This window comes from Shewanella sp. 38A_GOM-205m (genome assembly GCF_000518445.1).
GTDB classification, from domain to species: domain Bacteria; phylum Pseudomonadota; class Gammaproteobacteria; order Enterobacterales; family Shewanellaceae; genus Shewanella; species Shewanella algae.
The window spans coordinates 64,221-88,379 of the sequence record NZ_JADP01000001.1 but is presented as its reverse complement, the minus strand read 5'-3'; the positions used below and the strand labels follow the sequence as shown (position 1 = coordinate 88,379).

The 24,159-nt window shown below is 51.5% G+C and carries 25 protein-coding genes and 2 tRNA genes; 15 read left to right on the top strand and 12 right to left on the bottom strand.

From position 1 onward, the window contains the following. The first annotated feature begins 2 nt into the window (after nucleotides 1–2). From N512_RS0100395 to N512_RS0100360, 8 genes are all read left to right on the top strand, one after another. Nucleotides 3–698 carry a YggS family pyridoxal phosphate-dependent enzyme gene (locus tag N512_RS0100395; RefSeq protein ID WP_028779024.1) on the top strand — a complete coding sequence of 232 codons (696 nt, stop codon included), beginning with the start codon at nucleotides 3–5 and terminating at the stop codon, nucleotides 696–698. Between the two features lie 132 nt (nucleotides 699–830). Next, nucleotides 831–1,649 (top strand): pyrroline-5-carboxylate reductase, encoded by an 819-nt coding sequence (proC, locus tag N512_RS0100390; RefSeq protein ID WP_028779023.1) that lies wholly within the window; start codon nucleotides 831–833, stop codon nucleotides 1,647–1,649. Nucleotides 1,650–1,672: 23 nt separating this feature from the next. Next, on the top strand, nucleotides 1,673–2,224 hold the full coding sequence (locus N512_RS0100385; protein WP_025887553.1) for a YggT family protein: 552 nt from the start codon (nucleotides 1,673–1,675) through the stop codon (nucleotides 2,222–2,224). Then, on the top strand, nucleotides 2,224–2,511 hold the full coding sequence (gene yggU / locus N512_RS0100380; RefSeq protein ID WP_037467122.1) for a DUF167 family protein YggU: 288 nt from the start codon (nucleotides 2,224–2,226) through the stop codon (nucleotides 2,509–2,511). The genes N512_RS0100385 and yggU overlap by 1 nt, the downstream gene beginning before the upstream one ends. Nucleotides 2,512–2,573: 62 nt before the next feature. Then, entirely contained in the window at nucleotides 2,574–3,008 is a 435-nt protein-coding gene (locus N512_RS0100375) for a DUF4426 domain-containing protein (RefSeq protein WP_025887551.1), read from the top strand. 249 nt (nucleotides 3,009–3,257) lie between these two features. After that, nucleotides 3,258–3,860 carry an RdgB/HAM1 family non-canonical purine NTP pyrophosphatase gene (rdgB, locus tag N512_RS0100370; RefSeq protein ID WP_028779022.1) on the top strand — a complete coding sequence of 201 codons (603 nt, stop codon included), beginning with the start codon at nucleotides 3,258–3,260 and terminating at the stop codon, nucleotides 3,858–3,860. Next, nucleotides 3,860–4,996, top strand: a complete 1,137-nt coding sequence (gene hemW / locus N512_RS0100365) for a radical SAM family heme chaperone HemW (RefSeq protein ID WP_028779021.1) — start codon at nucleotides 3,860–3,862, stop codon at nucleotides 4,994–4,996. Before rdgB ends, hemW begins: the two co-directional genes overlap by 1 nt. A 216-nt stretch (nucleotides 4,997–5,212) precedes the next feature. Beyond that, complete coding sequence (locus N512_RS0100360) at nucleotides 5,213–7,072, top strand: DUF885 domain-containing protein (RefSeq protein ID WP_028779020.1); 1,860 nt, start codon at nucleotides 5,213–5,215, stop codon at nucleotides 7,070–7,072. A gap of 441 nt (nucleotides 7,073–7,513) precedes the next feature. On the opposite strand, the gene N512_RS0100355 is transcribed toward N512_RS0100360, so the two are convergent. The 5 genes from N512_RS0100355 to trmB all read right to left on the bottom strand — a co-directional run bounded on the left by N512_RS0100355 (nucleotide 7,514) and on the right by trmB (nucleotide 12,371). Beyond that, nucleotides 7,514–8,461: a LysR family transcriptional regulator gene (locus tag N512_RS0100355; RefSeq protein ID WP_025009469.1), complete on the bottom strand. Its 948-nt coding sequence runs from the start codon at nucleotides 8,459–8,461 to the stop codon at nucleotides 7,514–7,516. Nucleotides 8,462–8,776: 315 nt separating this feature from the next. Further along, the gene (locus N512_RS0100350) at nucleotides 8,777–9,580 is read right to left on the bottom strand and encodes a YggN family protein (protein WP_028779019.1); all 804 of its coding nucleotides are present in this window, start codon (nucleotides 9,578–9,580) and stop codon (nucleotides 8,777–8,779) included. An 814-nt stretch (nucleotides 9,581–10,394) separates the two neighbouring features. Next, complete coding sequence (gene glsB / locus N512_RS0100345; protein ID WP_025009471.1) at nucleotides 10,395–11,309, bottom strand: glutaminase B; 915 nt, start codon at nucleotides 11,307–11,309, stop codon at nucleotides 10,395–10,397. After that, a complete protein-coding gene (locus N512_RS0100340; RefSeq protein ID WP_025009472.1) occupies nucleotides 11,309–11,632 on the bottom strand; it encodes a YggL family protein in 324 nt (107 codons plus the stop codon). Before N512_RS0100340 ends, glsB begins: the two co-directional genes overlap by 1 nt. Before the next feature lie 22 nt (nucleotides 11,633–11,654). Next, complete coding sequence (gene trmB, locus N512_RS0100335) at nucleotides 11,655–12,371, bottom strand: tRNA (guanosine(46)-N7)-methyltransferase TrmB (protein WP_028779018.1); 717 nt, start codon at nucleotides 12,369–12,371, stop codon at nucleotides 11,655–11,657. 171 nt (nucleotides 12,372–12,542) lie between these two features. Here trmB and mutY point away from each other — a divergent pair, with 171 nt between their 5' ends. From mutY to N512_RS0100315, 4 genes are all read left to right on the top strand, one after another. Further along, complete coding sequence (mutY, locus tag N512_RS0100330) at nucleotides 12,543–13,649, top strand: A/G-specific adenine glycosylase (RefSeq protein WP_028779017.1); 1,107 nt, start codon at nucleotides 12,543–12,545, stop codon at nucleotides 13,647–13,649. 2 nt (nucleotides 13,650–13,651) lie between these two features. Next, the gene (locus N512_RS0100325) at nucleotides 13,652–13,930 is read left to right on the top strand and encodes an oxidative damage protection protein (protein ID WP_028779016.1); all 279 of its coding nucleotides are present in this window, start codon (nucleotides 13,652–13,654) and stop codon (nucleotides 13,928–13,930) included. A gap of 538 nt (nucleotides 13,931–14,468) precedes the next feature. Continuing rightward, on the top strand, nucleotides 14,469–15,533 hold the full coding sequence (locus tag N512_RS0100320; RefSeq protein WP_028779015.1) for an HlyD family secretion protein: 1,065 nt from the start codon (nucleotides 14,469–14,471) through the stop codon (nucleotides 15,531–15,533). After that, a complete protein-coding gene (locus N512_RS0100315; protein WP_028779014.1) occupies nucleotides 15,523–16,518 on the top strand; it encodes a DUF2955 domain-containing protein in 996 nt (331 codons plus the stop codon). Before N512_RS0100320 ends, N512_RS0100315 begins: the two co-directional genes overlap by 11 nt. Nucleotides 16,519–16,602: 84 nt before the next feature. On the opposite strand, the gene N512_RS0100310 is transcribed toward N512_RS0100315, so the two are convergent. The 6 genes from N512_RS0100310 to N512_RS0100285 form a co-directional block, all read right to left on the bottom strand. After that, nucleotides 16,603–17,793 (bottom strand): multidrug effflux MFS transporter, encoded by a 1,191-nt coding sequence (locus tag N512_RS0100310; RefSeq protein WP_025009477.1) that lies wholly within the window; start codon nucleotides 17,791–17,793, stop codon nucleotides 16,603–16,605. Between the two features lie 219 nt (nucleotides 17,794–18,012). Continuing rightward, on the bottom strand, nucleotides 18,013–18,504 hold the full coding sequence (locus tag N512_RS0100305; protein ID WP_025009478.1) for an AAA family ATPase: 492 nt from the start codon (nucleotides 18,502–18,504) through the stop codon (nucleotides 18,013–18,015). Further along, nucleotides 18,501–19,043 (bottom strand): dihydrofolate reductase family protein, encoded by a 543-nt coding sequence (locus tag N512_RS0100300; protein ID WP_028779013.1) that lies wholly within the window; start codon nucleotides 19,041–19,043, stop codon nucleotides 18,501–18,503. The genes N512_RS0100305 and N512_RS0100300 overlap by 4 nt, the downstream gene beginning before the upstream one ends. Nucleotides 19,044–19,099: 56 nt before the next feature. Further along, nucleotides 19,100–19,435, bottom strand: a complete 336-nt coding sequence (locus N512_RS0100295; protein ID WP_025887540.1) for a thioredoxin family protein — start codon at nucleotides 19,433–19,435, stop codon at nucleotides 19,100–19,102. A 163-nt stretch (nucleotides 19,436–19,598) separates the two neighbouring features. Further along, the gene (locus N512_RS0100290; RefSeq protein ID WP_028779012.1) at nucleotides 19,599–20,174 is read right to left on the bottom strand and encodes a YceI family protein; all 576 of its coding nucleotides are present in this window, start codon (nucleotides 20,172–20,174) and stop codon (nucleotides 19,599–19,601) included. 4 nt (nucleotides 20,175–20,178) lie between these two features. Then, a complete protein-coding gene (locus N512_RS0100285) occupies nucleotides 20,179–20,727 on the bottom strand; it encodes a cytochrome b (protein ID WP_028779011.1) in 549 nt (182 codons plus the stop codon). A gap of 376 nt (nucleotides 20,728–21,103) precedes the next feature. Here N512_RS0100285 and N512_RS0100280 point away from each other — a divergent pair. From N512_RS0100280 to N512_RS0100270, 3 genes are all read left to right on the top strand, one after another. Continuing rightward, nucleotides 21,104–21,179, top strand: a tRNA-Phe gene (locus N512_RS0100280). A gap of 7 nt (nucleotides 21,180–21,186) precedes the next feature. Then, nucleotides 21,187–21,262 (top strand) — tRNA-Thr (locus N512_RS0100275). 204 nt (nucleotides 21,263–21,466) lie between these two features. After that, on the top strand, nucleotides 21,467–22,234 hold the full coding sequence (locus N512_RS0100270; RefSeq protein WP_028779010.1) for an EAL domain-containing protein: 768 nt from the start codon (nucleotides 21,467–21,469) through the stop codon (nucleotides 22,232–22,234). A 577-nt stretch (nucleotides 22,235–22,811) separates the two neighbouring features. On the opposite strand, the gene N512_RS0100265 is transcribed toward N512_RS0100270, so the two are convergent. Then, entirely contained in the window at nucleotides 22,812–24,128 is a 1,317-nt protein-coding gene (locus N512_RS0100265) for a sugar MFS transporter (RefSeq protein WP_028779009.1), read from the bottom strand. Nucleotides 24,129–24,159: the final 31 nt, after the last annotated feature.

The following is a 24,159-nucleotide window of genomic DNA, read 5'->3' as shown; positions in this document are numbered from 1 at the left end:
TCATGACAACAATAGCAGACAGACTGGCGCTAGCCCAGCGCAGGATAGCTCAAGCGGCGCAAATTTCGTCCCGAAATGCAAGCGAGATCAAGCTGCTGGCTGTCAGCAAGACCAAGCCGATCGCCGACATTGAACAAGCTTATGCCGCCGGGCAACGTTGCTTTGGCGAAAACTATGTCCAGGAGGGACAACAGAAAGCCATGGAACTGGCGCAGCGCTGCCCCGATATAGAATGGCACTTTATCGGCCCGCTGCAATCCAATAAATCAAGAATTGTCGCCGAGCACTTCCATTGGATGCACACCCTGGAGCGGGAAAAAATTGCCCGCCGCCTGTCGGAGCAGCGCCCAGAAGGCATGCCACCACTGGAAATCTGCATCCAAATCAATGTTTCGGGTGAAAATTCCAAAGCAGGAATAGCAACACAGAGCGAGATGTTTCAGTTGGCAAGCCTGGTGGACTCATTGCCCAACCTCAGACTCAGGGGACTGATGACAATTCCCAGTGCCGGTGAAGGCCCAAGGCTTGAGGCGGAGCTGTCGCACATGCAGCAACTATTTGCCGAACTGAAGCTCAAGTTTCCACAGGTGGATACCCTGTCCATGGGTATGAGTCAGGATCTTGAGCTCGCCATCGCCAAAGGCTCTACCATGGTCAGAGTCGGTAGCGCTATTTTCGGCGAGCGGAACTACGGCTGATAAACCAGTCAATAAGATCTGAGATTGGCCGCTGAGACCTTGTTTTTGATAGTATTGGCCCAAATACTAATATCTCCCGCACGGTCAAACCCGATGCGGGATACACTCCAATCACAAGTGACAGGGGACAGCATGGCTCAAAAGAAAATCTGTTTTATCGGCGCCGGCAATATGAGCCGCAGTATCATCAGCGGGCTGGTGGGCAGCGGTTATCCGGCTGAATTGATCCAGGCCAGCAACCCAAGCACAGGTAAACTCGATGCCCTCAAGCGCGATTTCGGCATCCTCACCACCACAGACAACCAAGCCGCCTGTGACTGGGCCGATATCATAGTGCTGTCGGTCAAACCGCAACTGATGCAGCAGGTGTGTGAGCAACTGGCAACACTGCCGCTGGCCGACAAGCTGTTTATTACCATAGCGGCAGGGATCCTGGCCACCAGATACAATGACTACTTCGGCCAGCAGATTAAGCTTATCCGCACCATGCCCAACACCCCAACCCAACTTGGCTATGGCATGACAGGCCTTTATGCCGCAAGTGGGGTTGAGCAGGCGGATAAAGATCTTTGTCAGCAGATTATGGCCAGTGGCGGCGAGACCCTGTGGGTAGACAAAGAAGCAGATCTCAATTTGGTGATCGCCTTGGCAGGCAGCTCTCCGGCCTATTTTTTCCTGTTTATGGAAGGCATGATGGATGCGGCCAAAGAGCTGGGGCTGGATGAATCCAAGGCCAGGTTACTGGTGCAGCAGGCGGCTCTTGGGGCCTCACAGATGGTGATTCAAAATCCTCTGCTGAGCGCCGGCCAACTGCGGCAGAATGTCACCTCCAAGGGCGGTACCACCCATGAAGCGGTGGAAACCTTCCAACGGGGTGATCTCAAGGGACTGATCAAGCAAGCAATGAATAACTGCATTGCCAGGGCTGAAGCCATGGCCAAAGAATTCTAAACGACCCAAGGGCGAAACTTTTCATGAATGAAGCATTGATTTACCTGATTACAGTCGTATTCGACCTCTATTTTATGGTAGTCATACTGAGGATCTGGCTGCAGCTGGTGCGGGCAGATTTTTATAACCCCTTCAGCCAGTTTATCGTCAAGGCCACCCACCCTATTGTGGCGCCCATGCGGCGGATACTGCCCTCCATAGGCAGTCTGGATACGGCCTCTGTGGTGCTGGCGCTGCTGGTAGTGGTAGTCAAAATACTCTTGCTGACCCTGATGGCGGGCCAGGCGTTCAACCTGGTTGCAACCTTGATGTTTGCCCTGGTGTCCTTGTTCAAAAAGGCCGGGGTATTGCTGTTTTGGATCCTGATCATTCGCGCTATCCTCAGTTGGGTCAGCCAGGGGCGCAACCCGATTGAATATGTGATGATGCAGTTGACCGAGCCACTGCTGGCGCCCATTCGCCGCTTCCTGCCGCCCATGGGCGGGCTGGACTTGTCGCTGCTGGTGCTGATGGTATTGATGAATTTCGTCAACATACTGTTGGCCAAGACGATTCCTTTCTGGGCCATCGCTTGATGAAAGCTGTTAGCTGGGAGCAGCAGGATCTGCTGCTCAATCTCTATATCCAGCCCAAGGCCAGCCGGGATCAACTGGTTGGCCTACATGGTGAAGAGTTCAAGGTGGCCATTACTGCGCCACCTGTGGACGGCAAGGCCAACGCCCACCTGACCAAATATCTGTCCAAGGCCTTCAAGGTGCCCAAGGGGCAGATAGCCATAGTCAAGGGAGAACTGGGCCGCCACAAGCAGGTGCGTATTGAAGCGCCCAAGATACTGCCCGCTGAAATCGAGGCCTTGCTCTGATGCCATGGCAGCAGACAAGGGACTATAATCAATTCAACACACTTAACCTCAGGTAAAGCATTATGTTGCGCAAATTTTTGACCCTGCTTTTGTGTCTCGGCTCTCTGGCCGGTGTCGCCCAAGCCGAACAGAAGCAGACCGTCGGCCAGTTCGATATTCACTATATGGCGCTGGGCAGCACCTTTTTGACGCCATCCATCGCCAAGAGCTACGGCATAGAACGCAGCCGTTACACGGGTATCATCAATATCGCCGTATTGGATACCAGTGAAGAGGGCAATCCGGCAGTACCGGTCGAGATATCCGGCCTGGCCAACAATCTTATCGATGCCAGAATGCAGTTGAAATTCCGCGAAATTCGCGAGGGTGATGCCATCTACTATATTGCCGAGGTGCCCTATCGCGACGATCAGGAGATTAACTTTCAAATCCTGATAAAACACGGCAACGAGCTCAACACCACTCTGGCGTTCAAACAGAAATTCTACGTCGATTGAGCAGCACATTCCGTCAATAGAGCGCCGCCGAATGAGCGGCGTTTTTTATGGCCGCCCCGAGTGGGTATTGACCGCCGACTTAGAGAAACGACAGCAGCCATTAGGGCTCAAACAAGATTGACGTAGTCCAGACCCCGATAAACCTTCCACTGCTCTACTTGCTTCCGCACCTTTTCATTGTCGCTGAGTGAGTAAACTCTTTTGCAAAATGGTACTATTGCCGGCATTGCGAAATAAGGAGAATCCAAGATGAAACAGATAGTGCTTGCCAGTGGCAACAAGGGAAAACTCAAAGAATTCGCCGAGATGTTCAGCGCCTTCAATATTGAGGTGTTGCCACAAAACCAATTCGACGTGCCTGAAGTGGCGGAAACCGGCACCACTTTTGTTGAAAATGCCATTATCAAGGCGCGCCATGCCGCCGAAATCACCGGCCTGCCAGCTATTGCCGATGACTCAGGCCTCGAAGTTGATGCTCTGGACGGCGCTCCCGGCATCTACTCCGCCCGTTACAGTGGCGCCAACGCCACGGCCGAAGGCAACTACAACAAGTTGCTTGGCGCCATAGAGGCAACGCCGGCCCCCCGTACCGCCCGTTTCCAGTGTGTACTTGTGTATATGCGTCATGCCAAGGATCCGACTCCCATCATCTGCCAGGCCGCTTGGGAAGGGGAAATAGGTTTTGAACCCAAGGGCGACAATGGCCATGGTTATGATCCCGTATTCATTCCCTGTGGTTACCAGCAAACTGCCGCCGAGCTCAGCAGTGATGAAAAGAACCATCTCAGCCACAGAGGCAAGGCGCTGAAATTGCTGCTTGAAGCCTTCAAACAACAGGGGATCCTCGGCTGATGCTGACGCTGCCACCGCTGAGTCTCTATATTCATATTCCCTGGTGTGTGCAGAAATGCCCTTACTGTGATTTCAACTCTCACGGAAAACAGGGTGAGCTGCCACAGCAGGAGTATGTCGATGCCCTGCTTGGCGATCTCGACGCCGACCTGCACTATGTTCAAGGCCGGCAACTGCACAGCATCTTTATCGGTGGTGGCACCCCCTCCCTGTTCGATGCTGCCCAGATAGGCAGGCTGCTGCATTGCGTGAACCGGCGCATTCCCTTTGCCGATGACATAGAGATCACCATGGAGGCCAACCCAGGCACCCTGGAACATGATGACTTCAGCGCTTACCGCGCCGCAGGTGTCACTCGCCTCTCCATCGGTGTGCAGAGCTTTGCCAAAGACAAGCTCAACCTGCTGGGGCGAATTCACGGCAAGGATGAAGCAGTCAACGCCGCCAAAGGCGTTGCTGCAGCCGGATACCAGAGCTTTAACCTGGATCTGATGCACGGTCTGCCGAACCAGAGCTTTGAAGAGGCCATGGCCGATATCGACACGGCGGCGGCGCTCAATCCTCCGCACCTGTCCTGGTATCAGCTCACCATAGAGCCCAATACCCTGTTTCATTCACGCCCGCCGCAACTGCCGGACGATGAAGCGCTTTGGCACATCTATGAACAGGGCCAGCAAAGACTTGCAGCCCTTGGCTACCAGCAGTATGAAATATCCGCCTACGCCAAACCCGGTTTTCAGTGCCGCCATAACCTCAACTATTGGGAGTTCGGTGATTATCTGGGAATTGGTTGCGGCGCCCACGGCAAGCTGACGCTACCGGAGCAGGACCGCATAGTACGCACGGTAAAGATAAAACATCCAAAGGGATACTTAGCCACAGAGGATTATCTGTTTGAGGAGAGCTATGTACTGCCAGAAGACAGGGCGCTGGAGTACCTGATGAACAGGCTGCGACTGATGAGCCCCATCCCCTGGAGCGAATTTGAAGCGCGCACCGGCGTTGCGGCCAACACCCTGGATAAAGGCATGCAGCAGGCCGCCGAGCGCGGGCTGGTGGAGATCACTCCCGGTTACTGGAAGCTCACCAACAAGGGGCATATGTTCGTCAACGATCTGCTGTCGCAGTTTTGTTAACTCCATCTCTTATTAGCCTCCTCTTGCTACTGCCAAAGCGAAAGCAGCAAGAGGAAATATTTTCTAACATTTACGCCAATACTTAATTACCGTATTTCATTAGGATTAACTTCTTTAGACGCAAATGAGCCATAGCAGTCGCGGTTTCTGTGCGTCTTTCCTGACTCGGGCCATCGTCATCCGGCCTGCCATTGCCAAGCAAAAAGGAAGTTGTCCATGCCGATAACCATAAGAAAAAGTCTGTTGACGCTGGCCCTTGGCGCCGTTTTAAGCAGCAGTTATCCCCTTCTCGCCCAAGCCTCCGTCTCCGGGCAGAGTAACCAAGCATCAAACCTGGCTCCTGAGGTCATCAAGGCCGAATCCGCCAAAGCCAACGCCCTGTTTGAAGCCATCTTCAACGAAGATGTCGCCGCCAGCCCGGTGCGGCAGACCTTTCTTGGTATCAAGACAGATTACGGCAAATGGGACTCACTGGGAGATGCGGCCGATGATGCCGCGCTTGCTCGCGCCAAGCAGCAGCTTGAGCGCCTGTCACTACTGGATCCGACAAAGTTGGACTCACAGAGCAAGTTGAGCCTGGAGCTGTTGACCGCCAAGCTGCAACGCCAGATCCGCGATGATAAGTTCCGCCACTACAACTACCCGGTCAACCAGATGTACGGCATTCACTCGCTGGTGCCTTCATTGTTGATAAACCAACACTCGATAGCCGACGAAGCCGATGCCCGCGCCTATATCAGCCGTATAGCCGGGGTTCCTGAGCTGTTCGAGCAGCTGATTACCGCCCTTGAGGTTCGCGCCGAGGAAGGCATAATCGCCCCCAAATTCGTATTCCCCCACGTACTTTCAGACAGTCGCAATATTATTCATGGCGCGCCGTTTGATGGTGAGCCGGACAGCGCCATCTGGGCCGACTTCAAGAGCAAGTTGGCAAAACTCAAGCTGGATGAAGACACCCAAGATAAACTGCTGGATCAAGCCACCATCGCCCTCAAAGAACAATTGAGGCCAGCTTACCAAAAGCTGATTGCCTATCTCGAAACCCTGGAAAAACGGGCCGACAGTAGAGATGGAGTCTGGAAATTCCCGAGCGGCAGCGCCTTCTATAACAATGCCCTGGCCAATACCACCACCACAGAGATGAGCGCCGATACCATTCATCAATTAGGACTGGACGAGGTCGCCAGGATCCACGGCGAAATGCGCGCCATCATGGACAAAGTTGGCTTCAAGGGCGATCTCAAAGCCTTCTTCAAGTTTATGCGCCAGAATGAGGGCTTCTACTTCCCGGACAATGACGCCGGCCGCCGGGCCTACCTGAGAGAGGCCACCGCCCTTATCGATAACATGAACTCGCGCCTGGATGAAGTATTCAAGGTAAAGCCCAAAGCGCCTTTGATAGTCAAACAGGTGGAAGCCTTCAGGGAGAAGTCTGCCGGCAAGGCTTTCTACAACCAGCCCTCGGCCGATGGCAGTCGCCCGGGAACTTACTATGCCAACCTCTATGACATAATGGCTATGCCCAAATACCAGATGGAGGCACTGGCCTACCATGAAGGGATCCCCGGGCATCACATGCAGATAGCCATAGCCCAGGAACTGGAAGGACTTCCCAGCTTCCGTCGCTTCGGCTCTTACACGGCTTATATCGAGGGCTGGGGCCTTTACAGTGAGTACTTCCCCAAGGAGATGGGGCTTTACAGCGATCCTTACTCAGATTTTGGCAGATTGGCGATGGAGCTATGGCGCTCCTGCCGTTTGGTGGTAGATACCGGGATCCATGCCAAGAAATGGACTCGAGAGCAAGCCATAGCCTATTACATGGACAACACTCCCAATGCCGAATCTGACGCAGTAAAAATGGTTGAGCGGCACATAGTTATGCCCTCGCAGGCAACCGCTTACAAGGTGGGGATGAACAAGATACTTGCGCTTAGAGCCTACGCCAAGGAGGCGCTGGGTGAGCGTTTCGACATTCGCGCCTTCCACACCCTGGTATTGCAAAACGGCCCCTTGCCGCTGGATGTACTTGAGCAGGAAGTAAAAGACTGGGTGGCCGCGCAAAGCCAGGCTTGAAATTGAATCAACTGCCGCTCCCGTGAGCGGCTTTTTTATGCGCTTGATTCCGTCCTGAAAACAGGCATAAAAATACCCCGGCCACCTGGGCCGGGGTAAACCAAAATCAGGATGATGGTTTTAAGGCCGACATTGTTTTAGTTCGAAAACCTGGGTCGGCATTGATAAGGGCTTAACACTCTGTGTTGAACCAAGCAGTCTACAGCAGGAGGGGTCAGTCCCGCGGCACACCCGTATGTTGGTTCCACCCGAATCAACTGCAACCATTGTATTGATTTCAGAACAGACTGCAACAAGATTATTAAAAACCTTTAGGATTCACTAAACAATAAAGCGATAAAAAAACCAACAAAATCTCAATATCTATATGATATAAAAACAAAAAACACCCAAGCAGAACTTGAGTGTTTTTCATTGTTCTATTATAAGAACGATATTTCTTTATTTTTCCTGGCGCAGGGCAAACAGATCTGCGTATTTTTTGTCCCAATAGGGTGGTGTACCTATGTGATCCTTAATGAACTCGATAAAGGCACTCACCTTGGGAGCCAAGTGTTTACGTCTTGGATAAACCGCCTGCAGCGGCAGATGATGGGTCAGTTGCCAATCGGGAAGTAGAGGAACCAGAGTGCCTTTTTCTATTTCATCTTCCAGCAGATAACTGGCGAGATAAACCACCCCAAGCCCACTGACAGCGGCAGACTTGAGCGCCGGCGCATTGTCGACTCTGAAATTCCCCGAAACCCCTATCTCACAGTAGTCATCGCCCTTCTTGAATTGCCAGACGCTGTGCTCATGCCATTCACCGTGGTAAACCAAACAGTTGTGCTCCACCAGCTGCTCCGGACGGGCCGGCATACCGTGGGCCGCAACATACCCGGGGGAAGCCACCAGCAGGAACTGACACTTCATCAACGGGCGGGCCACCATACCCAGAGGCAGTTGCTCTGACATGGTCAGCAGCAGATCCAGGCCTTCACTGACCACATCAACCTTATGGTCCAACAGGCTCACCTGCAGCTCGAGATCCGGGTGACGGGTCATAAACTCGGGCAGTGCCGGAATAATATGCATGGTGCCGAACGACTGGGAGATCCCTACCTTGAGCACGCCTCGGGTGGCATCATTGAGGTTGTGCACACTGGCCACCGCCTGATCCGCATCCCGGAGCAGTTCTTCCCCCTGCACATACAGCAGATTACCGGCTTCGGTGAGGCTTAAGCTACGGGTTGTTCGCTGGATCAACTGGATCCCGAGTTTATGTTCAAGATCGGCAACCTGGGTACTGACCTTGGATTTGGATATTCCAAGCCTGCGCGCCGCGGCACTGAAGCTGCCGGCACGGGCGACATGAGTGAAAATAGCGATAGGTTCTAACAGTTCTAACATGAAAGTCGCCTTAAGCCGTTTACAACACTGGTAAAAGCTTTCCTGGAAAAGCGACGGGCCTCACCGTCAAGACCCCAAAATGGGGTGTGGGCTGCCGGGTTTTGGAAAGCGCACTGGGTAGAGTCACTGAGTCCTGACTTGGGTGTCAGTTTTATTATTTTTGCGAAGTATACCAATTCTTTCTTATTGACTCTAACCCAAGGATAGCCTTGAGCCAAAAAAACCGCCGCAGTGATGGCATAATCAACAGACAACCAATAAAAAACCCCTGTATCAAGGGAGGGGAAGATACAGGGGGAATCACCAGCTTAAATCTTATTGCTGCAGTTCAACCTTGCCGGACAGTACCTGGAATTCGCCCAGCTCAGGGATCTGTTTGCGTAACTTGTCTTCCAGCACCACCAAACGTTGGAAGTTGTCGCAAAGCGCGTCGGCTCTCTGCTCCATCTCCTGGGCGCGGGACTCCATTTGTACTTCAATATCCTTGCCCATCTTTTCCATTTTCTGGCTGAAGGCATTGATCTTCTCATCAAAGGTTTCGCCCTCACCTGACATCATGGCGCTGCCCATGGCCATCATCAAACTGCCTAGCGACTGCTGTACCAGTTGCTCTATTTCTTTGGAAAACTCATCACCAAAGGCGTTTTCCAGCGACGCTTCAGTGGCCCCGAGGAAGTACTGGTCACCATTGCGATGAGCCACTTCATAGACTCGCTGTTGCAGACTGCCCATGGTTTCATCCAACTTGGCACCGGCGGCATCACCCAAGAGTGGTGTCAGGGCCATGCTCACGGCCTCGCTCGCCATGGTAACGGCATCTTCCACCAAAGAGATGACTTCGGGTAACTGCTGAGCCATGGCATCCGAGTACTCGTTGACAAGCTTGCTCTGCTCGGCATTCAAGGCCACTTCTTCACCTTCCACGTAGAGACGGCCCGGCTCAATTCGATAGTGTTCTTTCCCTTGATTACTGACACTCAGCTTCTTGGGTTCCAGTGAGATGTCGTAGTTTAGCGACATCTCGCATTGCTCATCTCTTGGCTCAAAGTTGATCGCCATAGCAGGCGCCGCCGCAAACAGTGCACACACCAAAGATATTCCACCAATCGCTTGTTTCATTCTGTCTTCCCTCTCGTTTTAATCTGCCGAGTAAACTTGGTTACCGCTTATAGCTCAGAATAAAGCAGACTTTGTGCCAAAGTTATAATTAACTGATACTAAAAGAGTTAATATCAAGTAAGGCAGCAGAATATGAAAATCGACCATCTAGGAGTGGCAAATTTTACCAACTTGTAGCCGTTATGATGAATAAGACACAAGAGACCAAAGAAAGGTTTAACTGGGAATACTCTGGATGGCCAAGACTGTTCCTTTTCTTCACTGCATTCGGGATTAAAAGCCATAATAGCCGCTGTGCCAGCGGCCTAAAGTCGTGGTGTTCCACACCACACCGGGCAAGAGGCTTTGCTTGTCCAAAGCCCCTTGCATCCCCAAGGACACCCCGACGTAGCCGAAATCCCCGCTGGCTTATGAAACAAATTGGCTACACTCAGGACTCGCATCCGTGCTCGACCTTCGAGCCTCTACATCCCTGTCTCGGCTACGCCAATTTGCAACAACGCCAGCGGCGGCTCCGAAGGGGAGTCGGTGCAATTCTGTAAGAGCTAACTTGTTTGAAGCGACCTATATGCCCGCAGACATACACCTCATTTTCAGGCACAGGCGGAACTGTGACCTTCCGAGCCAGGGATGGCGAGGCAGAGCTTACAGGGACGTACTTGCAGCGAGTCACAGGATCGCCTGTGCATAAGCCTGCGGCAGGCAATGAGAAACATCCGTCGCCGGAAACCCGGCAAGCGCCTAATGTGCAACTTTAGGCTGAAAGCTATGGTATGGCGTAAAAAACAAAGGCAGCGGAGTGCTGCCTTTGGGATCAGAAGATTGAGCGGCCAACGGCCAGCCTGAGTTGCTCCAGCGCTGCCGTACCGGCGAGTGAGTTGCCGCTGCGGTCAAGCTCCGGCGACCAGACACAGATGGACATGTCACCGGGGATCACGGCGATTATACCACCACCGACACCACTCTTGCCCGGCATGCCGACCCGATAGGCAAACTCACCGGCGCCGTCATAAAGCCCGGATGTAGCCAGGAGCGCATTGAGTCTGCGGCTCTGCAGCGGTGATATCAGCTCTTTGCCATCCAATGCCTTACCGCCTTGGACCAGATACATCATGGCCCGGGAAAGATCGGCGCAGCTCATTTTCAAGGCGCAGTAATGGAAATAGCTTCGCAGCACAGTATCCACATCATTGTTGAAGTTACCGAAGGACTTCATCAGATAGGCAATCGCGGCATTGCGGGCACTATGCTGATACTCGGAATCGGCCACCACCTTGTCGTAGCAGATATGCGGATTACCCGCCAAACGCCGAACCACTTCCAGCATTCTGTGCTTGGGCGCTCCGAGGCGGCTCTGCAGCAAGTCGGCTATGACCAGTGCCCCGGCATTGATAAAGGGATTACGGGGAATGCCGCGCTCCAACTCCACCTGCACCAGAGAATTAAATGAGTGACCCGACGGCTCTTTGCCTACCCGGCTCCAGATTTCGCTTTCTTCATAGAGTGTCAGCGCCAGTGTCAGGCTGAACACTTTGGAAATACTTTGAATGGAAAAAGGCTCTAAATAATCCCCTGCCCCCACTGTGGTGCCGTCGGCCATGGTGACGGCAATCCCCAGCTTGTTGGCATTGACCCGGGCAAGGGCCGGAATATAATCCGCCACCTTACCCTGGCCAATCAGAGGGCGAACCCTGTCGAGCACCTGCTCAAGCAAGGCCTCGTCCGGGATTAGCTCCACCAAATGTCGTACAGCTCAGTAACTTCCAACTCGCTGATTGGCTGAGCTTCCCAGAATGCCTTGACTGCGCTTCTGTCATCTTCGGTGCACTTGCCAATTCTTTGGGTGGCAATAATGCCTTCCCACTCTCTGTGGCCACCACCGTGGAAGCCCAAGCCTCTAGGTTCTATGACTTCATCAATAAAACGGTCAACCAGGGGATCTATCTGTTCCTCCGACACTGAGTCGGCAAAACGCCAACTTACGTCAAATCCCAACTCCTGGAATTCATCAACACGCAACTTCTTGCGCAAACGACGACTGCGAATAGCCATACTGCTTCTCCCTCAGGTGTAATTACTCTGTACGTTCGAACATCAGATCCCAAACACCGTGACCCAGGCGCTGGCCACGGGCCTCGAATTTGGTCAACGGACGATAATCCGGGCGTGGCACTACAGTGCCATCGCTGGAAAGGTTACGATAGCCGGAGGCGGCATTCATCACTTCCAGCATATGCTCGCTGTAGTTTTCCCAATCGGTAGCCATGTGGAACACACCGCCAATTTTCAGTTTACGGCGCACCAACTCGGCAAAGGCCGGCTGCACTATGCGGCGCTTGTGGTGGCGTTTCTTGTGCCATGGATCGGGGAAAAACAGCTGCAGCCGCGCCAGAGAGTTATCGGCAATGGCGTGCTCCAGCACTTCCATGGCATCGTGATGGAATACTCTCAGGTTGGTGACTCCGGCTTCGCCGGCATCGGCAAGACAGGCGCCCACACCGGGCTTGTGCACTTCAATACCGATAAAGTTAAGCTCGGGGGCTTCCTTGGCCATGGTCACCAGTGAGGCACCCATACCGAAACCTATCTCCAGCACTGTGTCTGCCTCACGGGCAAAAACGGCGTTCAAATCCAGAGGCTCTGGGGAGTAATCCAGCCCCATGCTGCCCCAATGCGCTTCTATGGCCTGGGCCTGGCCCTTGGTGAGGCGACCCTCACGCAGCACAAAACTTCTTACTTTGCGCAGATACTTGCCTTCTTCGTTAAACTCGGCCGTTGTGACTTCGCTCATTTTTGCCCCTAGAGAGGTGTGAAAAAAGAAGGGCATTATCCAAAGTTCACCATACAGTGCAAGCCCTGATGCTGAAAAAGTATACCAACAATCCACAAGAACGAAATAAGTCAATCATTTGGGGGGATCAATCTCCTTGTTTCGCCCCTTGGCTGCGGCTACACTGCGCCGATGAACAAAACAGCCTCTTTCGCAGAACGTATCATAAAATGGTACGACTTGAATGGTCGCAAGACTCTGCCATGGCAACAGCAAAAGACCCCACACAAAGTATGGATTTCTGAGATTATGTTGCAGCAGACCCAGGTCGCGACTGTTATCCCCTACTTCCAAAAATTCATTGCCCGTTTCCCCGATGTCGTCAGCCTGGCCAATGCCGACACGGACGAAGTGCTGCATCTGTGGACAGGTCTGGGCTATTACGCCCGCGCCCGTAACCTGCACAAGGCCGCCATCAAGGTGCGTGATGAGTTCCAAGGCGAGTTTCCAACCGACTTTGACTCGGTACTGGCACTGCCGGGCATTGGTCGCTCAACCGCAGGTGCGGTGCTGTCGCTGTCTTTGGGGCAACATCACCCCATATTGGATGGCAACGTCAAACGGGTACTCGCCCGCCACGGCGCCATAAAAGGTTGGCCCGGGCAAAAGGATGTGGAAAACCAACTCTGGCAGCTGACTGAAGCACTCACGCCCAAGGCCGAAATCCAAAAATACAACCAGGCGATGATGGATATAGGTGCCACCATATGCACCCGCTCCCGCCCCGCCTGTGACCAGTGCCCGGTCGCCCGCGACTGCAAGGCGCAGCTAATGGGGCGCCAGGGCGAATTCCCCGGTAAGAAGCCGAAGAAGGCGATTCCGGCCAAAGAAGCCTGGCTACTGGTGCTGGAACACAAGGGCGAGATCTTGCTGCAGCAAAGGCCACCCGCCGGGATCTGGGGCGGCCTCTGGTGTTTCCCCGAGTTCAGCAACAGACAAAACCTGCTGCAAGCCGCCAAAGCCTTAGGGCTTGCAGAGCACAGCATCACTGAGCTACCCGGTTTTCGTCACACCTTCAGCCACTTTCACCTGGACGCCCAGCCTATGCTGCTGCGGCTAAAGAGCAAAGTAGCCACAGACACGCTGCTGGACCAAGGTCACAGCGCCCAGAGTAAAGACAGGGTAATGGAACCCAAACCCTGTCTCTGGTATAACTTAAACCAACCTTCCCGGGTGGGACTGGCCGCTGCAACAGAGCGGGTATTGGCCAGCCTGGAACCGAGTCTGACCAAGGAGTAAACATGGCACGCACAGTTAACTGCGTCTATCTCAAGAAAGAAGCCGATGGCCTGGATTTCCAACTGTATCCCGGCGAACTCGGCAAGCGCATTTTCGACAGCATCAGCAAAGAGGCCTGGGGCCTGTGGCAGAAAAAACAGACCATGCTGATCAACGAAAAGAAACTTAACATGATGAATGTCGATGATCGCAAACTGCTGGAAGACCAGATGGTCGCCTTCCTGTTCGAAGGTCAGGAAGTACAGATTGAAGGCTATGTGCCACCGGCAGAAGATGAATAAGCCGCTGTAGCTGTAGCAAGCGAAATGAGAAAAGGCCCTTATGGGCCTTTATCTTTACTGTTAACCAGTTTTAAGAATCAATTCTCGTTGTTCACTAATCCAGCCAACCAAAATGCAAAGTTAGGTTTTATTGACCACTAATATTTCTCAGAGCTAAAAGAACAGACTCAAGACGAGCCGATAAGTTACTCCTGCCAACAAAATTATCAACGTACTTACGCTAAGTACTTACACTAATAGTCTTACCAGCATAGCCGCACAATATGCAGCCAATAGAATGGTACTTTGCTACGTTATAGTCTTTCCCCCAACAGACCTTATATATCGTCCGTAAAGTCCCATTGCTGTACCAGTGTGTTTAACAAGCTATCTGAGACTTCCTCAAGTCACTCCAACACACTGTAATCAGAAAAACTTATCCAAATGAGTACTCAATCAAACTATCGTCCCCCAAAAAACTATCAAACATTTATTAACAAACATATAATTTCAGACACAAATGCCACGTGCTATAGCAGATCGTCAAGAGAGTTACCCTATGTCCCAAGCAGAGTCCTCCTCCAGAAAGTTGAGTTTTTTCATCATTGGCCTCGTCTTTTTCATTTGGCTCTATAGCTTGTGGGCTGATCGTGTAACCCCAATGACAGGGATGGCCAGAATCCACTCTTATCTGGTTAGAGTCGCTCCCGAAGTTTCAGGCAACATTACCGAGGTCAAGGTCAGAAATAACCAGGTGGTGGAACCCGGCCAGACTTTATTTGAAATTGATTCCAGAAATTATCAAATCAACTTGCGCACGGCTCAAGCCAACCTGGCTATTGCTGGGCAAAATATCGGTGCCAGTACTGCAGCCGTTGAAGTCGCGCAAGCCAAAGTGATTGAGTCATTGGCGGCGCGCGATAATACCAGAGAGCAAGCGGCCCGAATCACTGAATTGGCAGCAAAAGGCGTATTGAGTAAAGCTGAGCTGGATAATGCGATTGAAGCCAGGGATCGAGCCCAAGCCGCCTTAAATGCAGCAGAAGCCTCTCTGGTACAAGCAAAACAAAACCTTGGTCCTGAAGGACAAGACAACCCGCAGATCCTCGCCGCAATAGCCAGCCTGGAAAAAGCAGAGTTAGACTTACAACGCACTAAAGTTATTGCCCCTTCCAAAGGTATTGTGACCAACCTACAACTCACTGTTGGGCAAAAAGCCAGTGTAGGCTCTCCGCTACTTACTTTTATCGACCCAAGAGGTGTCTGGATATCGGCGCTGGTAAGAGAAAATTCTCTGGAGCATATCCGTGTCAATCAAAAAGTAAAAATTGTCATGGACGCTTTACCGGGTCGAGTGCTCGAAGGAAGAGTCGAAAGCATAGGCTGGGGCACGGGAGGGAGTAATGAAACGGATCAGGCTACCGGTTTTTTAGTCGCAAACAATAACTCCCTAAACGCGCAACGGTATCCGGTTAACATTATCTTTGAGAACGGTAATGTGCCCGGTAATGTTCGTTATGGTTCTAAAGCAACGGTTGCATTCTTAACCGAGCAAAGTAGCTTTGGTGATTGGTTGGCGTCCATCTGGATGAACATTCTGAGCGTTTTGACTTATGTTTCATAGTACAGCAAATTCAATCATCAGGCTGGTTTTCACACCAGCGCTGCTCCTGTTCTATCTCATATATTCAGGCGCCGCCATACCTGTTATCGCCCCTGTATTTGTAGTGATATTGTTTACCCTGATGCCATCCAGGCCACAGCTTAAGGTGCTATTAAAGCTACTGGTAGTACTCCTGTTTATCAGTTTTGGCATAGTAACACTGGGAAATCTGTTGATAGGTACGCCCACTGGATTTTTACTGTTTACTTGGTCACTGATGTTTCTGAGCTATTACCGTGGCCATCAAGATCCCAAAGATATTATTGCCAATTTAACTTTAGTTATCGTCATTTTCATGGTGGTAATGAAGCAACAGATGTCCATACCATTAAGCGTCTTACCATGGACATTGTTCGAAAGCTTTATCATTGCGGTGTTGGCAACCTACCTTGGTTTTTGGTTATTTCCTGGTGACGAGACAAATATCCCGCCCGATGAAACCAGCATTGAAGGTGCTGATAAAAACATGGGGAAAATCGTCTTTAAAGCAACCGCTACAAGCATTGTGCTTTATGCATTAATCTGGGCTGGCAGCTCACAAGCCTTGTTGATAGCCATAACTTTTGGCAGCATGATAAAATCGCCTATTACCAAAGACAGCCACACGTTTGGCTACCATAGACTTATCACAACTTCTGTCGGGATACTATTTACCATACCATGCATGCTGTTAACCTCTGTGAATGCACCGACTTTCGTGATCATAGGGGTAACTATTTTTTCAGGATTACAATTAGCCTGTTTCGCAATACGCCGTAAAACCCACCTGACTATCTACCAGTTACTGTTTACCAACTTTATCGTATTGACTTATCAAATTGTCAATAATCCAAGTGTATTATCGCTCTCTTCTCAAATGGTTAGACTGGCATCCATTGTTGCCGCAATCTCAATTGGGGTTCTGACCATAAACTTACTCAAGAGTGAGCCGAAAAACACCCATTAACCACAATAGCCTCCTCAAAGACCCTATCAGCAGCGAAGGCCACACCTGAATAAGCTCAAGTGTGGCCTGCAAGCTTATAAGAAGCTATTTACTCTGCCGCCTGCCCAGCAGGATAAAGCCCGCAGCCAACAGGGAAGAGATAAAGATATACACGGCTATGGTGGCCGAGGTTCCGGGCGGGATCAGCTTTATCAGCACACTGACCATCAGGCTTAAGTACAGGCTTTCCAGCGCATAATAAAGCGCCGTTGCCAAACCCGCCGAAGCGGAGAAGGCGTGCAGCGCGCCGTTGGCCGAGACGGCACAAGTCAAGGCAATATTGACTCCAATCAGGTACATGGGAAGCATAAAGCCCAGCAGGGTAACGCCAAAGAGCCACTCGCACAGATAGAGGATAAGCCCACTGACAAATAGCCCCGCCAGCCCTCGAAACACTGTGCCGCTGATTCCCCAACGCCTAACCAAAGGCTTGACGAACCTGGTGGTCAGTATCATCACAATCGCCACCGAGCCGAACCAGAGGCTGAACTCGACTTTACTCAGGCTCAAGGTATCCATCAGCACCGAGGGCGAGGTGGAAAAGTAGGCGAAGAAGGTTCCCATTGCCGTTGCATAAGCCAAGGTATAACCGATAAAAGTCTTGGATCCCAGGATGGTGAACAAGCTATTGAAACGAAACGGCTGGGTTTTGGCCGGCCGGGTTTCTGGCCATTTAAACACTGTGTGCACGGCAACCACGGCAGCAAATATTCCCAGGAAGTAAAATATGCCCTGCCAATGCCACTGCTTTTCTATCAAGGCGCCCAGAAACGGAGCCACTGCCGGTACACAAGCCAACACTGAACCCATGATGGCATAAACGACTACGCCTTCTTCCCTTTCGGCAAATACATCTCTGACCGTGGCAAACGCCGCAACCAATAGTGCAGACGCGCTCAGCGACTGTAACAATCTCAGTCCCAGGAAGTAATCGAAGTTCGGACTTAAGGGAATAGCCAGGCTGGACAATGAGTACAAGACAGCGCCAATAACGACTATCGGCCTTCTGCCAAACTTGTCCGAGAGGGGGCCAAACAGCAATTGCCCAAGGCCTAGAAGCGCCATATACATGGTCAGCGTCAGCTGAACCTGCTCCCTTCCTACCTTGAAACTTGTGCCGATGTCATTCACTGCCGGAAGGTATAAGTCCATCCCCAGTGAAGCAAGCAGATCGAAAGGTACCAGAAGTACCAAAGAGTATAAGAATGAGTAATTCCAGATATTGTTTCTATTCATTTTTGCGTCCAATTATTGCTAAGAATCTATTCAAGCGATAATTGGACTGCCTTCACTGCTCTCTTCATAATCTAACCTCTATTTTGCGGCGCCTTCGCGCCCGCATGACTATAGCGCCATGTTTGAACTCTGCCAAAGAGCAGCAAACAGGCTGGCGCATATTGGCACAAATAATCTTGGTCCGCCACAGCCAAATAGCGAACGCCATGTCAGCTGTTTTCAGGCCGGGCGTACCTCTATCGATAGCGCTTCCTCGGCCGTTGGCGCCTCAAAATAGGCACTAACCTGCCGAAAGACGGTTTCATTGTCGAAGGCTGCCCGCTCCGGGCATTGAACTCTTCTGAGTGCCAGACGCTCGAGACACAACTCATCATCTGCCTCTAAATAGACCAGCAGATGCTGCGCTCCGGCCGCCTCGGCCAGGGCCTTGAACCCATGACGCTGCACTGCGGTATTGGCCGGGAAGTCCAGCACCACATCGACACCGCAACCGAGTAAGGCCTGAATATGTGCGCTCATAACAAGTTTGAGCCGGGCCGAAAACTTGAGATAGTCGCCAAAGTTTTGGATCTCTTGCGGGAAAAGAGCGGCAAGCCACTGATCTTCACTGATACAGACGGCGCGCCGCTCTGAAGCCAACTCTTGCGATAGAGTCGACTTGCCCGCGCCCATCTTGCCGCAGAAAAAGATTAAGGTACCCACTTGATTCATGCCTGTGTCTCCCTTTGAAACTGATAACGATTCTTTACCAATTGCCCCAACAGCAACTGTGATGACACCAGCTTCAAGTTCACAGAACCAGGCAAGGTATCAAATAGCCGAATCCCGCCCCCGAGCAACACAGGCACTGTAGTAATGGTCAGCTCATCGACCAGAGCGGCGGCAATAAAGGAGCGAATAAGAGCGCCGCCATCAAGATAGATGTTGTAGTATCCCTTTGCATGCAAGGCGCTGAGCATTTCAGTTGCCGAGCCGCAAATTAACTCGGCTTTGCCGGCAAAACCCTCCGGTAATTGCTTGAGACTATTGCTGGCAACAAATACAGGTTTATCGTAGGGCCAGGCATCGAAGGCGGCCACCACTTCAAAAGTGTTGCGCCCCATGAGCAGAGCATCGACCGAAGCCATAAACTCGGCAAATCCCAGATCGCTGCCCTCCGGGTTATCTATTGCCGCCAACCAATCAAGCTCACCATTAGGTCCGGCAATAAAACCATCCAGACTCTGGGCCATATACACCCTATTTTTCATCTAACTACTCCTTTAGCTCCGAACTCAATAACAGAAAGCCCTGTCGATTATTTTCCCTAAGACTCAAAACTGAGCCGATAGGGCCTGTCGATTGCCTCTCGCAGATCCGCCAGAGAAAATACCCGCTGCAACTCGGCAAACTTTTCGCCGTCAAAATAGACCTGCACCACGGGCAGACTGAAGATACTCATCTGGGCGGATAGCTGCTGGCCAGCGCCCTGACAATCGATATAGGCCGCCTGCAATAGTGGATACTCGTCGGCCAACATGGCGCTTATTCTGGGCTTCAACGCCTGGCACACGCCGCAATGCTCGCCGCCGAACAGCAGTAATACCGCGGGTTGGCTTTCGAGCAGTTGTTTAAGCTGCTCAAGGGTTTCGATATTCAACATGGTTTCAGCTCACAACGATGCGGCGGCCCCAGGTACCCGGGCTCTATTGTTTGTATTGGCGCTCATTGTGCCATATCGGCGCTAACTTTCGGTGACTTTCGCTGCCCGTTTGTGGGCCAAAGAAAAAGGCGCCGACGGCGCCTTCTGTAAAAACTATTGTGGGTTACTGCTTGACCCCTTCAACCACCAGGTCGAGTTTGACGTGAGTGGAAGCCGGGCCCAGATCGGTAGTAATCTTGTAATCCTTGAGGGCAAACTCGGTAGAGCCGACAAATCCGGCGCGATAACCCCCCCAAGGGTCCTGCCCTTCACCGATAGCCTTGGCATCTATGGTCAGCGGCTTAGTCACCCCATTGAGGGTAAAGTCACCGGTAATCGCCAATTCGCCATTCCCTTTGTCCTCCACCTTGGTGGACTTGAAGCTGGCCTTGGGATACTTGCCGGCATTGATGAAGTCAGCCGAACGCAGGTGCTTGTCCCGCTCGGCATGGTTTGAATCCAGGCTTTGGGTGTTGATGGTCACATTCACCTTGGCATCTGCCGGATTGGCCTTGTCAAAGCTGAAGCTGCCTTCAAATTCGTTAAAACGCCCGACCACAAAGCTGTAGCCAAGATGGTTGACTCTAAAGTTGATAGAGGCATGGGCGCCCTGGGTATCAATCACATAGTCGGCGGCATTCACGGCGCAAGGCAATAACAGGGCGCTGCCAAGCAAACCGGCAAACAGGGTCTTTTTCATTTTGCTATCCTCTCTTGAGTTTAATCATCCTGACGAGTGTCTGATCTTTATCGATAAAATGGTGTTTCAGCGCCGCCAAGGCATGCAGCACCACCAGGGTTATCAAGCTATAGGCGGCGTATTTATGTATCGCCCCGGCGATATCGGCCTGATTGTTAAACAGCTCACCGACACCCGGCAGCTCAAACCAGTCAAATACCGTGATACCCCGACCATCGGCGGTGGAGATCAATATGCCGCTCAACATAATTAGCAGCAGCAACAGGTAGAGTCCCCAATGCGTCAAACGGGCCGCCTTCTGCAGTAAAGGCTTGTCCGGTATCGCCTGTGGCGACTGGCTCAGCAGTTTCCACAACAATCTGACCAAAGTAAGCGCCAACATCAAAATGCCGATACTCTTGTGCAGATGCGGCCCCTTCTGATACCAAGCACTGTAATAGGTCAAATCAACCATCCAGTAGCCGAGCCCAAACAGGCCTATCACGGCAATGGCCGATAACCAGTGGCTCAAAATGCTGACAAGGCCGTAGCCCTGACGAGTGTTGGCAAGCATTTTCTATCCTTAAGCTATGTCTTAAGCTCATCATATGGAGGCTAAATGAAAACTAAAATCATTAAATATTGGCCATTTCTTTCGAAATTTTAGAAAGTAGGACAAAAGGTGGGCTTAAAGGGCCACAGTGATGCGGGTAACACGGCAGATTGCGGCGAAGATAGTTTGATGCAATAGGCGGCCTGCTGGCTTTTCAAGCGATATCAGTTTGATTTCAGCTCAAAAAGCCCAATTCTGAGCATTAACTGAGCGAACACAGGATTTATGCCGAAAAAGCACTTGCAGGAAAAAATTCAGAACTATATTATACGCGCACTCCGAACGACACGGGCCTCAACTCCCGGTTCGAAGTAGATGACTGACACTCAGTTCAGTTGCCCGAATAGCTCAGTTGGTAGAGCAGCGGATTGAAAATCCGCGTGTCCCTGGTTCGATTCCGGGTTCGGGCACCACAATTTAGCCGGCATAGCTCAGTTGGTAGAGCAACTGACTTGTAATCAGTAGGTCCCGAGTTCGACTCTTGGTGCCGGCACCATGAAACAGCAAAAACGCCACTCACTGAGTGGCGTTTTTGTTTATATCATTCCCGCTGACTTCAGCCATGGTTTGACCCGATTTCTGCGGCAGACCGCCCTTTCCCTCTCCCTTTGCGCTAACTCATGGCTTAACCCAAAGCCGCTTTGCTTAAGCATAAAAAGCCAGCTAACCTTAAGGATAAACACTCGAAAAGGTCATTTTAATGCTTGAAGGAACAGCAAGTTATGAAATTCACTCCTGCAGTAACTGCCTAAACAAAAAGGAGTTGGGGTTTGATTTCTCAATGGCTTTTCAACCCATAATAAACATCAAAAATAACAGCGTGTTTGGCTATGAAGCACTGGTTAGGGGATTAAACAATGAGGCGGCAGGCCAGATATTTTCCAAGGTCAATGACCACAACCGCTATATCTTTGATCAGATGTGCCGGATAAAAGCCATCTCGCTGGCCTCGCGGCTTGGCATAGACTCCATGTTGAGTATCAACTTTCTCCCCAATGCCGTATATAAACCCGAGCGCTGCATTCGAACCACTCTGGAAGCGGCCAAAAAGTACAACTTCCCTACCGAGAGGATCATGTTTGAATTCACTGAAGTGGAGAAGATTGAAGACAGCAATCACGTTAAACGTATTGTGGAATGCTATCGAGCCCTGGGCTTCATAACCGCCATAGATGACTTTGGTTCCGGGTATTCAGGGCTGGATCTACTGGCAAATTTCCAGACCAATATCATAAAGCTTGATATGGCGTTAATCCGGAATATAGATACAGACAAAGTTCGCCAATCGATAGTGACACATTGCCTGAGCATGTTTCAGGATTTGGGCATCATCCCTTTGGCCGAGGGAATAGAAACCCAAGGAGAATGTTTTTGGCTCAAAACAGCAGGAATCGAACTGATGCAGGGCTACCTTTTTGCCCACCCGGGTTTTGAGAGCTTGCCCCGGGTCGATTTCTCCAATCTCTAAGCCACAGGTTTGTAGTGCCCTCTGTTCGTGCCTTCTATTAGAGCCCTGCGAGTGCACTCCCTATTTATGGGGACTTGTGCCTCTATCAAAAACCAAACACAAACTACATCTATACACGCCTTTCAGCCTGAGTGATTTTTGCTACCGTAAATTTCAATTTAAAGATCATTGCCTTATGATTCTTGCCAATTTTTCAGGGCGAAGACAATGGGTAGCGTAATAACACTTGATGGTTATGCTCAAAGATTTAAGCGGGTAAATGCCATAGCTCACTTCCTGGATGATGGGTTTAACAAACCAGCGTATCGCCAGTACCTCAAGCTGTAACCGGGTTAACTCCAATCCCCCTTCACGAACTCGATATTGATAGTGGTCAACGCCTTTCGACTACGATGAAAAAGCCATTCGGGCTTGAGCCAGCCGTCATTGACTTCTTTATGACACAAGAGTGTTTGGGTTCGTGACTGAGATATCAGGTATGACGAGATCCCCGAGTCAAAAGGCTCGGGGAATTGAAGCAAACGGCTATTACCGACCATGAGCAGTTAAGTCACCAAGGAGGGCTAAACTCTCGCTGTTACCAACTGCGCATCTTATGGCCTTTCAGCGCATAGAAGAGGATAAACAGATAACAGGGCAAGCCTATCCAGTAACCCAACTGCACATTGTCGCTGAAGTGGGCAATCTTGCCGAATATCAGCGGCAGTATGGCGCCACCTGAAATACCCATGATCAGCAGCGCCGAGCCCTGGGCCGTGTACTTGCCCAGCCCTTCCAGCGCCAGCGGCCACACAGAGGGCCAAACCAGAGCGTGAGCCAGGCCCATCATGGCGACGAAGGTGACTGTATCCGGAATAGTTGGAATACCGCTCCACCCCCACAGCAGCGACGAGATAGCATGGCTCTCGGCCGATGAGAAGATGATGCCAAAGATGCAAGCAATACCCGCCAAGGCCGAGGCGAGCAAAGCCTTTTCCTGGCTGATAAAACGTGGAATACAGCTAACCCCCAAGAGGTAGCCGATAACCATAAACACCATGGTGTAGGAGGTCAGGGATGCGAAATTGTTGACGTCTAGGCTGGCACCATAGAGACCTATGGTATCGCCGGCAATCACTTCAACCCCCACATAGGCAAAGATGGCTATTGCGCCAAGGATCACCTGAGGGAAATGCACTATACCGCTCTTGTCGGCGTGCTCTCCCTCTTCTCCCTCGAAGGCGATTTCAGGCAAAGCAGAAAACTTCACCAGTGCAATCAACACCACAAGCGCCAGCGTCATATAGATATAGGGCATCACCAGACGCGCAGACAGTTCGCTTATTTGGGCTTCTCGCTCGGCCGGGGCCATGGCAGCCAGATGCCCGGCGGTGAACCCTTCCAGATCAGCCAATACCAAAGCGGTAAACAGAATAGGCACTATCACCCCGGCGCCCTTGTTAATCAGCCCCATGATGGAGATCCGCATGGCGGCGCTCTCCTTAGGACCAATATGCACCACATAGGGGTTGGACGCCGTCTGCAAAATGGTCAGGCCGGTTCCCAGTACAAAAAGCGCCAACAGAAACATTAAAAAGTTGGCGCTGAAGGCGGCTGGAATAAACAGCACAGAGCCGACTGCCATGATCCCCAGCCCCACCGCCATGCCATTGCGATAGCCGGTGCGACGCAGGATCGACGACATGGGCAGCGCCATCACGGTATAGGCGATGTAGAAGGCAAAGGTGACAAACAGTGCCTGAAACTCATTGAGCTCACAGATGATTTGCAGAAAAGGGATCAATGAACCATTCAACCAGGTCACAAATCCAAAGATAAAAAACAGCGCACCTACGATAGTCATAGGCAGAAAACTGCTTCTTGAGGCTGCATCAGCCGGGGTAGCAACTGTCATGTTCATAAACCTGCTTCTTATAGTAATTTAT